The organism is uncultured Helicobacter sp. (assembly GCF_937906905.1).
Taxonomy (GTDB): domain Bacteria; phylum Campylobacterota; class Campylobacteria; order Campylobacterales; family Helicobacteraceae; genus Helicobacter_B.
Window position 1 is genome coordinate 1 of the sequence record NZ_CALERY010000018.1, and the last position, 12,383, is coordinate 12,383.

Below are 12,383 nucleotides of genomic sequence, written 5' to 3' on the forward strand. Positions count from 1 at the left end.
GGGAGCTTTGAAGAAGTGCGAAACGCGGTAAGCCACGCTTTCATTGATGGCGGGGCGTTGCGGACATATCGCCACGCGCCAAACACAGGCTCACGCAAAAGCTGGGCGGCAGGAGATGCAAGCTCAAGGGGCGTAAATCTAGCTTTGAAAGCATTAAGTGGAGAAATGGGCTATCCAAGTGCGTTAAGTGCGGAATTCTGGGGATTTGAAGATGTGAAAATGAAAGGCAAAAAGCTCACTATCCCGCAAGAATTTGGCAGCTATGTAATGGAAAATGTGCTGTTTAAAATCAGCTTCCCAGCGGAGTTCCACGCGCAAACTGCCGTAGAATGTGCCTTGAAACTGCATAATGAAGTAAAAGACAGACTAGATTCTATTGAAAAAATTGTGATTACCACGCAAGAATCTGGACATAGAATCATCAACAAAGTCGGTGAGCTTGCAAACCCTGCTGATAGGGATCACTGCATTCAGTATATGGTGGCTGTGCCGCTTGTGTTTGGGCGATTGAGCGCTGAAGATTATGAAGATTCTGTGGCGAGTGATAAACGCATTGACGCCCTGCGTGATAAGATGGTAGTAGAAGTAGATGATCGCTACACGCGTGAGTATTTAGAGGCGGATAAACGCTCCATCGCCAATGCAGTGCAGATTTTCTACAAAGATGGCAGCAAGAGCGAAAAGGTAGAAGTGGAGTATCCTATCGGGCATAAACGCAGAAGGGCTGAAGGAATCCCTGTGCTTGTGGCGAAGTTTGAACGCAATATCACTCTAAAACTTAGCCCCAAAAAATGCGAGCAGATTAAGGCAGTGTGTGAAAATCAAGCCAAGCTAGAATCTATGGCGTTTAATGAATTTAGCGATTTATTTGCGTTGTAGTTTTTATATTTGATATTTTGAGTCAAAGCTATCTTGCCTAATCTATCATCATGACTTAGCTTTGGTAAGGCATGATGATAGACAATTCCCCATATATAATCATATTTTAGATTTTTTATGGCTATGATGTTGGGATAATTTTTGTAACAAGGAGCAAAAATGCAGTGGCTTAGTGATGAAAGAGAAAGGTTTAAGAATGCAATTAGGGAGTTGATAAAACAGGTTGATGATTGTATTGCAAGAGATAAGAGGACAAAGCTGGGCAAGATAAGCTGTGAAGGAACGATAGCTCAAGTAGCAAAAGAATTGTTAAGTTTTATGACAAATTATCAATATAGATTGAAGGTAGGTATTGGTAATGGAGGAGGGTTCCTTAATGATGATAGTTGGTTTATTTTTGCACCTGAAAAGATATTTAATAGTAATTACATAAATGGTGATAAATTAACGCCACGACAGGGTATTTATATCTATATTGCGTATGGCGGCTATCTGGAAAATAAGCCATATTTGGAGCTTTCTTTTGGGTTTCCACAGGCAGATATTGACAACTCTCGGTGTAAGGCTGTAAATATAATGGAAAAACAATTAGAAAAATATAACCATAAATACAAAAAAGATGATTCTCAATTAGACACAATAGTAGATGATTTTATAGAAATGTGTAAATATTTTGACTCGTTTGAAGCCGATGATTTTAGAAAAGAAAATAATGTAAGTGTTACAGACAATCTACATAGACAAGATTCTCCGCAGTCTTCACGCGATATCCCACTCAATCAAATTCTTTATGGACCGCCGGGGACGGGGAAAACTTACCACTCTATCAACAAGGCTTTAGAGATTTTGCAAAGTTATGGGCAGCTAATCCCAGAATCTCGAAAAGAGCAAAAAGAGCTTTTTGATAAATTTAGACAAAACGGGCAAATCGGCTTTGTAACCTTTCATCAAAGCTATGGCTACGAGGAGTTTGTAGAGGGGATTAAGCCTAGCCTTAGCGGCGAGATAGAGTCTAGCAATGTGCGCTATGAGATAAAAAATGGGATTTTCAAAACAATGTGCGAGCGCGCGTTAGAAAACTACACAAACTCCCAAAAAGAGCTTTCTGCGCTACAAAAAGACTATGAGCTTGATGAGCTGCTTGAAGCGTATGCAGAATATGTAGAGCGTGAGCTTGACGAGGAAAGAGAGCCAGATTTTATCACTAGTGGCTGGAAGACAAAAATGAAAATCGTAGGCGTGCATCGCTTGCAAAATGGAGAATTTAAGTCAATCAAAATAGGGGCAAAGGTGGGTGCAGATTCTACGCAAAGCCTTGCTAAAGAAGTCATCAAGCGTGATTATGAGAGATTTAAAAGTGGCGAGATTAAAGATTGGAATGATGTGAAGCCAAGCTACGAGTCAAAATCCCATAGACACGGCAATGCAGGATACTATATAACGCTTTATAAAGCTATAGCAGATTTTGAGAACTCTAAATTTTGGCAGCCAACGCAAGCCCCCACTCAAAAAGAGAAGAAAAAGCCCTATATTCTCATCATTGATGAAATCAATCGTGGGAATATTTCTAAGATTTTAGGCGAGCTCATCACCCTGCTAGAGCCTAGCAAACGCATAGGCTCGGAGGAGGAGCTGCGCGTGAGATTGCCTTATAGTGGTGATGAGTTTGATAGAGAAAATGGCGGGTTTGGCGTGCCGCAAAATCTCTACATTATCGGCACGATGAATACTGCTGATAGAAGTATCGCTCTGCTTGATACTGCGCTGCGTAGGCGGTTTGAGTTTATAGAAATGCTGCCAAATCCAAAAGAGCTAGAAAAAATCTCTTGTGATGATGGAGAAATAGACTTAAAAGAGCTTTTAAAAGCAATGAATAATCGCATAGAATTTTTACTTGATAGAGAGCGGACGATAGGGCATAGCTTCTTTTTTGAAAAAGCTGTGGAAAGGGGAATTGAGCAGTATGAGCTAACGCTCACAGATTTAAAAGCTGTGTTTAAAAACAAGATTCTGCCGCTATTACAAGAGTATTTCTATGATGATTATGCCAAGATAAATGCAGTGCTAAATGATAATGGAATGATAAAATCCCAAACGCAACAAGATTTAGGCATAAAGCTAGATGATGAATTTGTAGATAGCCAAAAGAAAGTGTGGAGCATTACAGATTCTAGTAGCTGGGCGCAATGGCAATTTCAAAAAATATACGACACTAATGCAAAGCCTGCAGAATCTAAAGAAAGCCCAGAATCTAGTAATGAGCCAAGCGAATAATGAAAAAACTACCAACACTTAGCATACGCGAGTGGGATTATATTGATTGGCAAAAAATCGCTAAAGCTCTAGCGGAGCAATCTGCACAAAATTTAGACTCTACATCGAAGGCAAAATTAGAGCAAAAAGCTAAACAAATCTTTAGCGATTTGTGCGATTTTGCGATGCAAGAGAGAGCGCGTGATTTGCTAGGATTTAAGGATTCAAACACACTTAAAGCACGACAATATGTAGGCATTATCAGCACAAAAAGTGGCTTTTGCGTGGAGATTTTACCAAAGCTCGCTGATTTAGATTCTAAAGCAAATACAGATGAGCAACAAGGAAGCATAAAACAAGCACGCGAAGTGTTTTTAAAAATGCTAAAAACTCTGCGCGACTCTCCTTTTAAGCACCTTGAGCTTAGTGTGCAAGACATTGCGCGCTATCCGCTTCTTGAAGCGCTTGTGCTAATGTTTGTGCGTGAGGTAAAGCTGCTTTTGCAAAGGGGATTGCGCTGCGATTATATCAGCATAGAATCCAATCGCAATGTCCTAAAAGGCAGGCTACTTTTTAATGAGCATTTGAGGCAAAATTTTATCCACAAGGAGCGATTTTTCACTGCTAGTGATGAATTTAGTGCCAATATCGCACCTAATCGCTTGCTAAAAACTACGCTACTTTTTCTTGCAAACCAGGGCTTTAGCCCAAAGACACAAAGCCAGATTCTCGCTCTGCTGCTATATTTTGATGAGATAGATGAAGCCCAAAATATTGAAGCTGATTTTAGTGTCTGTCCCAATTCTCGCCATTTCAAAGCCTATGAAAATCTACTTGCTTGGTGCAAAGTGTTTTTAAAACACTTGAGCTTCTGCCCAAGTGGCACAAAAACACGCGCAGATTCTTTGCTTTTTGATATGAATGTGCTATTTGAAAGTTTTGTCGCATGGCATTTGAAAGAGGCAGTAGAATCTAATGAAATCAATGTGCGCATGCAAGTAAGAGAACAGCTTACACACAGCGCGCAATTTGCAATACGCCCTGATATTGTGCTGGATTTTGCTAATGATAAACAAGCAATAATCGCCGATACTAAATATAAGCGTATAGATTGTATGGGCGATATTCAGCATGCAGATTTATATCAAGCGCTAGCCTATCTTAATACTTTTGATTGTAAAAATGCCCTGCTTATCTATCCGCAGCTAGAATCTAACAATCAGCAGCCTTTACAAAAGCCAGGACTTGCTTTCAAAAGTTTTAGACTCCCCCAAGATTCTAGTCCAAAAGCTCATATCTGCGTTTTTAATCTCTTAACCCCAGAAACTTCTGCTAAAGACTTGCTAGCAATTGCTAGAGCGCTTTAGCCAGCAGGGCTAGCGCAGCAGTCTGTGATCGTAGGATCTGGGGCGTGGCAAAGCGCAGAATCTCACGCCCAGCAAACAGCGCTCGCTCTCTCTGGCTAAATCCCCCCTCCGCACCCACCAGCACGCCAGAATCCAGCTTCACACTTTCACTAAGATCACCGCCGATAACCTTGCCGCCAAAGTCCAGCACCTTTGCACTAGGATAGCACTCTAGGGCTGCTTGCGTGGATTCTAGGATTTCTATCTCACACAGATTGCTGCGCCCGCATTGCTCGCATGAGCTTATGAGAATTTTCTCCAGCCGCTCCAGGCTAAGCTTCTGCCCGCGCTGGGAGAAATCTGCCCAAAACAAGCTTAGCTTGGTGAGTCCTAACTCGTTAAGCGAGGGGAGAGCTTTTTCAATGGTCTTGCTTTGTGTGATCGCCCAGATGAGATGGGATTTTTTGTGTGGGATTATTGGCAAATCAATACTAGATTCTAGGTGTAGAAGTGCATTTTTTTTGCCAACAGATTCTATAATATAGCCATGCAGCATGCAGTCGCGCAGATTACGCAGGGCTAGACTCTCTCCTGCTCGTGTGCGCCGCGCGGAAACAACATGCACAAACCCCTCCCCACTAAGCTCGATTCTAGGCGCGCCCGCTTGCCTGTGGTAGAGAAATTGCACTATCCCACCTACACAATCACTCGCAGACTAAAAAGCAGCACAAAAATCAGCTCGATACCATATATCCACTTGCAAAAGCGCACAAACCTCGCCATACGCTCCTCGCTTGTTTTGGCAAGCTTTAGCTTTTTTATCCGCACGATTTCTGCGACAAATATCCCCACCATGAGCGCTATCATAAGCGCGATTTGCCAGGTCATATACCACTGCCTGCTTGCTAGGATAAATACACCAGTGAAGCTTCCAATTGCTACAAGCAGAAAAATGATAGGCATGACAAACCAGAGCTTAATGATGACTTTTTGATAGGTTTTGAAAGTGAAAAGCGTGTAAAGATTGATGATAAGAGGGATAGGGAAAAATGCCATAAAAAACGCATGAAAAAACACCATGTCATTAAAAGCTTTTACAATCATTTCAGTTTCCATGCTTTTGCTCCAGTGTCGATGTGATCTAATGTATTGCGCGATTCTCTCGCAGATTGCGCCACTATGCTTGTGCGTTAATTTTAGCATATTATTATTGCAGGCGATATTTTGGCGATTGTTGGAGTTAATGGGCTTAGGGCGCAAAAGAAGCAATGTAGGGAGTAGTATGGACAAGAGTGTGTGTAAGAATGGGGGGCGTAGTGGTGAAAGCGGGAAAGCTGCTGTAATACTGCTGAATATGGGCGGACCTACGGATATTTCTGGGGTGGAGGGCTTTTTGCGCAGGATTTTTGCCGATCCGCTGATTTTACGGATAAAAAACTCATTTGTGCGTAAAATGGTGGGCTCGCTCATTATCAACAAACGCCTAGAATCTGTGAAGCAAAACTATATGCAAATTGGTGGCTGCTCCCCACTGCCCGCACACACATTTGCTCTCTGCCAGCAGCTTAGCAAGCTAGATTCTAGCAAGATTTTTACCTATGCTATGCGCTATACTCCGCCTTTTGCTAGAGATGTGCTTCAAGATTTGCAGGCAAAAGGTGTGCAGGATATTGTGCTTTTTAGCATGTATCCGCAGTTTTCTACCACTACGACGCAATCATCGCTCCTAGATATCTATGAGAATCTAAAAGCCCTCTCCTATGCCCCGCGTGTAAGCGTGATTGATGAATATCACGCGCATACGCCATTGTATGAGCTTATCGCCGATACGATTATCCACACCCTAGAGCACGCAAAATCCGCCCAAGATCTTTCAAGCCCTGCTCCCCACTCCCATAGAAACCCCGCTGACTTTACCTTGCTTCTCTCTGCACACTCCCTCCCGCAGAAAATCGTTGATTCTGGTGATCCGTATGCTAGGCAATGTGAAAAGGGTGTGGAGATTTTGACAGAGGCGCTGGAATCTAGAGGCGTGCATTTTGCGAATATAGAGCTTGCCTATCAGTCCAAAGTCGGTCCCATGCGCTGGCTAAACCCCTTTACAAGCGATGTCATCTCGCATGCTGGGGGCAAGCGGCTTATTGTCTATCCGCTGGCTTTTACGATTGATAATTCTGAAACCGACTACGAGCTCAATATCCAGTATAGAGAGCTTGCAGCAGAATCTGGCGTGCTGGAGTATCTTGTCTGCCCATGCTTAAATGCAAGCGAGGGATTTGCACGCATGATTTGCGCACTAGTAGAATCTAAGCTTGCAAGTTTAGATTCTGTCCCAAGTGTTCCAGAAGTGCCCAAACCCACAGACTAAACACATTTTAAGGAGATAGTATGACACGCAAGATATTTTCATCAACCCTTTGGCACACATTCTTGTGCGCCTTTGTATTTGTGGCATTTAGTGCGTGCAGTCAAGAGAACGAAGAGATTGCTGCTAGTGAGCTTGATGCAAAAACCTACGCAGGGCTAGAAGATGTATTCTCCAGCACCAATACCATAGAGACGAAGGGCAAATATATGCTGCTCATTTTTGGTGCAAATGGCTGCAAATACTGCGAGAATCTAAAGGACGACATCAAGCAAACTCAAGCGCTAAAAGATGAGCTAAAAGCGCATTTTACGAGCTACTATATCAATACAAGCTACTCCAAGCTCCACACCTTTAAAGTCGGTGGAGGCGCAGAAGCAAAAGAGCACGCTATCCCCACGCGAAAGCTTGCTGAAATCTATCGCATAGGTCCCACGCCAACGCTTATATTTGCCGATAAAGATGGTAGAAGTATCCTTGCCTATCCCGCCTATCTCCCACCCAAGCAGTTTCAAGCGCTGCTAGGATTCATCGCTTCTGGCACATGGAAAAGCGCACAGGGTGATGATAAGCGCCTAACCCAAATGCTCCAACAACATCTCCAAGCTATCTAAGCCAAATCACTAGAATCTACAAAGGATTATTATGCGACAAGCCCAAGAACCCAGAGAATCTAACTTAAAGCCCCAAGCTCCAGAATCTGGATTAGATTCTACTACGCCACATCAATCACAGACAGGCTTTTCCCAAGCTAGCGCTTGCCCTATGAGAAGCCTAGTGTCAAAATTCGCCCCCATGCTGCAAGTATTTTATTCGTTTAAAGTGATTTTGCCTGTGGTGTTTTTCTATGCGCTTTCTTGCGCGGTGGCGACATTTATCGAGAATGATTATGGTGCTCCTGCTGCACATACTATTATTTACAAATCTTGGTGGTTTATCGCGCTACATGTCTATCTCATCTTTGCGCTTATTGGCAGTTTTGTCCGCTCTTGTGCGATTGCGCGTAAGAAGTTTGCCTCTCTCCTGCTGCATGCTTCATTTATTGTCATTATCATTGGTGCTGGGATTACCCACTATCTGGGGAAAGAGGGCATGATGTGGATAGAGGAGGGCTCAAGTAGTCATTTTTACTACTCTAATGACAATTTTATAAACATTGCCGCACTTAATGAAAATTGGGAAAAAGACTACGCGCAAATCCCGGCAAATATCAATGTATTTAAAACGCTTTTTTCCTCGCCCAAACTCAATGCAAGCGCGCAGATTTTTGGCAAGAGTGTAGAGATTGTCTCCCAAGACATCGCGCTTTTGCCAGATATGCAGAGTAAGAAAAACGCGCCCATGGTGCTCCATCTGCTTGTAAGCTACAATGGCGAGACTAAGCCTATCACGCTTATGGGGGGCAATGGCTCTTATAATGAGCGCATGAGCGTGCGCGAAGAGATTGGCGGAATGAAAATGAGCTTCCACTGGGGGGCGCGCAAGGTCGAGCTGCCATTTGGATTGCGACTTTTGGAGTTTGAGAAGCAAACTTATGCTGGCACGGACAACCCATCTTCCTATGCTTCTGAAGTTGAGGTGCTTGATAGTGAGGGCAAGGTTATCATGCCTTTTAGGATATTTATGAATCATGTGCTAGATTTTGGTGGATATCGATTCTACCAGAGCGATTATTTCCCTAATGAAGATAAAGGTAACTATACAAGCGTGCTCTCTGTCAATCATGACCCAGGCAAACTCCCTACCTATATCGGCTATACAATGTTGATTTTGGGCGTGCTATGGCTGATGTTTGATAAGAAAGGGCGCTTCATGCACCTAGCACGCTTCCTAAGCTCGCACAATCTCTCGCAAAAAAGCACGCTCTCTCTTGTCTTCGCGCTTGGGCTAGTTTGGGGATTGACACCGCTTCATGCACTAGATTCTAGCCCAAGTCTCCAAACCCCCAAAAATATCCAAACGCATGGAAGTGAGCCAGAATCTAGCACTCTTCTTTCGCAGACACAGGGATCAATGCAAAATCCCTTGCAAAATCTTCCATCAAACCTCGCGCAGTTTCTCGCAGATAAGGGGTTATCAGCAGAGCAGATTCAGCTGTTTGCCACTGCGTGGAATGATATGCAAAAGTCCCCAGATACAATTGAGCCTACTCACAAGCAAGCGCGCATGGAGCTTTTAGCAAACAATACAAAAGAGTTTGCCACGCGTTTTGGCAAAATCCAAGTGCGTGATAATGCCGGTAGAATCCAGCCGCTTGATACCATGGCGATGAATATTATCCATAAGATCCGTCAAAAAGATGGCTATGAAAATCTCACTAATATGCAAGCACTCATTGGTCTAATCGCATTTCCTAACGACTTTGCTAGCGCCAAGCTCATCGCGACCAAAACCGCCAAGCTGCGCAAGATTCTAGGCACTGATACAAATGAGCGCTATGTCTCGCTCCTGGATATTTATGACCCTGCGACAGGAGATTCTAAGCTGCATAATTATTTTGCCGATGTGCAGCAAAAGAGCGAAAGCGAGTGGAATGTCTTTGACAAAGATGTGCGCCAAGTAACGCAGAGCTATGAGATTCTGCGAGGGTTGCAGAGTCTTGTTTTCTTGCGTATTTTCCCAGATAGTGCTACCCAGCAGTGGTTTTCTGTAACGGAGCTAGCATTTTTGGCTATGTCAGGGCAAATCCCCAAAGAGCAGTATGGGCATCTTATGCAGCCTATGGATTCTATGATGAATGCGCTGTTTATGGGGATCATCTTAGGTGTTAGCACAAACTCGTGGGAAGAGGGCATAAATGCACTTAGCACGATAGAATCCTACCAAGCCCAAAATGGCGGGCAGGACTATATCAGCCAGAGTCGTGTAGAATGGGAGATAGCACTCAATCACTATAATGTCTTTGAAACACTTATTCTCCCATATTTGCTGCTTGGGGTGATTGGCTTTGTCATCGTGCTTGTTGGGATTTACAAAGATCGTCCCATTCCTAAAATCCTCTATCGCGGGTTTTTTACGCTCACGGCACTTTGTGCGATTGCGCATACGCTTGGGCTTATCGTGCGCTGGTATGTAGCAGATCATGCTCCCTGGAGCAATGCTTATGAGTCCATGCTCTACATTGCTTGGGCATCTGCTATGGCTGGAGTGGTGTTTTTCCCGCGCTTTGTGCTTGCGCTTTGTGCGACGAATTTTTTTGCTGGGGTAAGTTTGTTTGTCGCGCATTTGGGCTATATGGACCCGCAAATCCAAAATCTAGTCCCTGTGCTTAAATCCTATTGGCTTAATATCCATGTCTCTGTTATTACCGCAGGTTATGGATTCTTGGGGTTGTGTTTCGTGCTGGGGGCATTTACGCTTATTTTATTTGCCACGCGAAAATCTAGTAAGCCAAGCATTGATAAGGCGATCCTCTCTATCAGTGCCATAAATGAAATGAGTATGATGCTGGGGCTTTTTATGCTTACTATTGGGAATTTCCTGGGCGCGATTTGGGCGAATGAGTCTTGGGGGCGATACTGGGGCTGGGACGCTAAAGAGACATGGGCGCTTATTTCTATTGGAATCTATGCGATCGTGCTGCATTTACGCTTTATCGGTTTTAAAAACATGCCTTTTATCTTTGCAGCAGGCAGTGTGCTGGCGTTTTATAGTATTTTGATGACATATTTTGGGGTGAATTACTATCTCGCAGGTAAGCACTCTTACGCAGCTGGTGATCCTATCCCTGTGCCTTGGGGGCTGTATGTGTTTATCGCACTTACTATCGCACTTGTGTGCGTGGCAGCCTTCAAGCGGCATTTATATGCTCCAGAGCTCTTTCCGCCAAAATCCAAAGGCTAGGGTATGAGTAGGATTCTGGCGTGGGTTGGGGTGTTTCTCATTACCTGCGTGGTAAGTGTGGGGCTATTGCTCTTTAGCACCATTGGCAATACGATTCTTACGCCATTTGCCCAAAGTCTGCTTAACTACTCCTTGCCATTTTCCACACAAATCCACACGCTTAGCATTAAGTTTGGTAGCCTTGAATCTACTCTAACAATCAATAAGACCTTTTCTGTAAAGCTCTCTGGCGCATATTCTCTGCGTGGGGTAGATATGGTAGCAGAGGTTTATGCACTTGATTCTAGTGAGCCTTTGACTAAGCTTGATATCGTGGGCAGTTATAGGGACTATACTATTAGCACTAAAATCCACCCAGATATGCACTCTCCCCTGCAGTCGCCTTCACTACCTCCTTTGCAATCCACTTCACAATCCGCCAAAGCGCAAGATGTCAATCCACAAATTGCGCTACTAGCACATATGCGCTTTTTTCATGCTAAAGACTATGCCTTGCGCGTGCAGGATTTGCCTGTGGAGATTTATGCGCGCTTTTTGTCGCTAGATATCGCTCCTAGCGGGTATGCTTCACTACTCATGCAAGCAGATTCTGGTATCGTGCAAATCGGTGTGAAAAGCAGTGGATTTTCCTTGAGAAATACATCAAGCGGTGTATCTGGTTTAGGCAGTATGTCTAGTAAGACGCTTGGTGTAGATTTCTACTACAAGCAAGATTCTCATGCACGCCAGCTCGTTGGGCGATTTGCACTTCCTAGTGGCGAGCTGATCTTACGAAACGATACGCAGGAGCTTGACTCTGTGCTGCACACCTCACTCTACTCGCCACAATACCCCTCGCGAAAGCTCGCTTCACTCCAAGTAGAGATAGCAGATACTTTGCTGCGCTACGAGCTTGCTACCGATGATATGAGTGCGCTTGGAGAGGTGTTTGGATTTACACTTGGTGGTGGGCTTGATTTGCGTGGGGAGATTGACTTTGGGGATTCTTTGGCATTACACATGACAAGCGAGTCGCTAGGTGGGCTTGTGAGCGCGCGCTTGCATGAGAATCTATTGCAATTTAGCGGAGAGAATCTCTCGCTTATGCGGATTCTGGAGTTTTTGCGTTTGCCTGCGAGCTTTGATGCACAAGTAGGGTGCAAGGGTGTGTATAATCTCGCATTTCAAAAAGGCTCGCTTGAAGCTCATGGAGAGAATCTAAACATCATGCTAGATGATCTTGCGCGCTATGGGTTAGAGACATTTGGTGCGAATAATAGTGCGCAGGACTCGTGGGGTGTTGGGTTTGAAGTCAGTCAGGCAGATGGGCGATTTGCGCTTGAGGGGCAGCTCAATGGTGCGCGACTTGATGGGAAGCTCACTGCTAGTGCGCAAGATACAAGCATACAAACGAGTCGGTTTTTTGTCGATTTGCAAGAGCAATATATGCAGATAGAATTTCTGGAGCCAGAAATAAAGTTAGAAGGGAAATTTAGCACATTTAGCACAGACTCGAACATACCATCTGTAAATGGACGCACACAATCGCTACAAGATATCTATAATGAAGGGGTTATGGAAGAAAGCGTTGTAAATGGAGAAGCTATATACTAGGGATTATAAAAAGTGGCGGACAGAGAGGGATTTGAACCCTCGAGACCCGGTTAGGATCTGCACCCTTAGCAGGGGTGTGGTTTCAGCCACTCACCCATCTGTCC

The 12,383-nt window shown here is 44.1% G+C and carries 9 protein-coding genes and 1 tRNA gene; 7 read left to right on the forward strand and 3 right to left on the reverse strand.

Features of this window, described 5'->3' with window-relative positions; genetic code table 11:
- The 3 genes from prpD to Q0171_RS04070 all read left to right on the forward strand — a co-directional run.
- A partial coding sequence (gene prpD / locus Q0171_RS04060; protein WP_299327041.1) for a 2-methylcitrate dehydratase occupies positions 1-879 on the forward strand: 879 nt, incomplete at its 5' end.
- A gap of 576 nt (positions 880-1,455) precedes the next feature.
- Entirely contained in the window at positions 1,456-3,153 is a 1,698-nt protein-coding gene (locus Q0171_RS04065) for an AAA family ATPase (protein WP_299327043.1), read from the forward strand.
- Complete coding sequence (locus tag Q0171_RS04070; protein WP_299327045.1) at positions 3,153-4,499, forward strand: McrC family protein; 1,347 nt, start codon at positions 3,153-3,155, stop codon at positions 4,497-4,499. The genes Q0171_RS04065 and Q0171_RS04070 overlap by 1 nt, the downstream gene beginning before the upstream one ends.
- Here Q0171_RS04070 and Q0171_RS04075 read toward each other — a convergent pair.
- The gene (locus Q0171_RS04075; protein ID WP_299327047.1) at positions 4,486-5,166 is read right to left on the reverse strand and encodes a 16S rRNA (uracil(1498)-N(3))-methyltransferase; all 681 of its coding nucleotides are present in this window, start codon (positions 5,164-5,166) and stop codon (positions 4,486-4,488) included. The two genes, Q0171_RS04070 and Q0171_RS04075, sit on opposite strands and share 14 nt — an antisense overlap.
- A gap of 8 nt (positions 5,167-5,174) precedes the next feature.
- A complete protein-coding gene (locus tag Q0171_RS04080) occupies positions 5,175-5,582 on the reverse strand; it encodes a hypothetical protein (protein ID WP_299327049.1) in 408 nt (135 codons plus the stop codon).
- 178 nt (positions 5,583-5,760) lie between these two features.
- Between Q0171_RS04080 and hemH the strand changes: the two genes are divergently transcribed.
- From hemH to Q0171_RS04100, 4 genes are read left to right on the forward strand one after another with little or no spacing between them, the layout of a single operon-like run.
- Entirely contained in the window at positions 5,761-6,846 is a 1,086-nt protein-coding gene (gene hemH, locus Q0171_RS04085; protein WP_299327051.1) for a ferrochelatase, read from the forward strand.
- Positions 6,847-6,866: 20 nt separating this feature from the next.
- The gene (locus Q0171_RS04090; RefSeq protein ID WP_299327053.1) at positions 6,867-7,457 is read left to right on the forward strand and encodes a thioredoxin fold domain-containing protein; all 591 of its coding nucleotides are present in this window, start codon (positions 6,867-6,869) and stop codon (positions 7,455-7,457) included.
- A 31-nt stretch (positions 7,458-7,488) separates the two neighbouring features.
- On the forward strand, positions 7,489-10,686 hold the full coding sequence (ccsA, locus tag Q0171_RS04095; protein ID WP_299327055.1) for a cytochrome c biogenesis protein CcsA: 3,198 nt from the start codon (positions 7,489-7,491) through the stop codon (positions 10,684-10,686).
- Positions 10,687-10,689: 3 nt separating this feature from the next.
- Complete coding sequence (locus Q0171_RS04100) at positions 10,690-12,279, forward strand: hypothetical protein (RefSeq protein ID WP_299327057.1); 1,590 nt, start codon at positions 10,690-10,692, stop codon at positions 12,277-12,279.
- A 13-nt stretch (positions 12,280-12,292) separates the two neighbouring features.
- Here the strand turns inward: Q0171_RS04100 and Q0171_RS04105 are convergent.
- Positions 12,293-12,383 (reverse strand) — tRNA-Ser (locus Q0171_RS04105).

What these genes read in the sequence shown, in the direction of transcription:
- hemH (WP_299327051.1), top strand. Translation starts at nt 5,761, where the DNA reads ATGGACAAGAGTGTGTGTAAGAATGGGGGGCGTAGTGGTGAAAGCGGG.
- Q0171_RS04065 (WP_299327043.1), top strand. Translation starts at nt 1,456, where the DNA reads ATGGAAAAACAATTAGAAAAATATAACCATAAATACAAAAAAGATGAT.
- Q0171_RS04080 (WP_299327049.1), bottom strand. Translation starts at nt 5,582, where the DNA reads ATGATTGTAAAAGCTTTTAATGACATGGTGTTTTTTCATGCGTTTTTT.
- ccsA (WP_299327055.1), top strand. Translation starts at nt 7,489, where the DNA reads ATGCGACAAGCCCAAGAACCCAGAGAATCTAACTTAAAGCCCCAAGCT.
- Q0171_RS04090 (WP_299327053.1), top strand. Translation starts at nt 6,867, where the DNA reads ATGACACGCAAGATATTTTCATCAACCCTTTGGCACACATTCTTGTGC.
- Q0171_RS04070 (WP_299327045.1), top strand. Translation starts at nt 3,153, where the DNA reads ATGAAAAAACTACCAACACTTAGCATACGCGAGTGGGATTATATTGAT.
- Q0171_RS04100 (WP_299327057.1), top strand. Translation starts at nt 10,690, where the DNA reads ATGAGTAGGATTCTGGCGTGGGTTGGGGTGTTTCTCATTACCTGCGTG.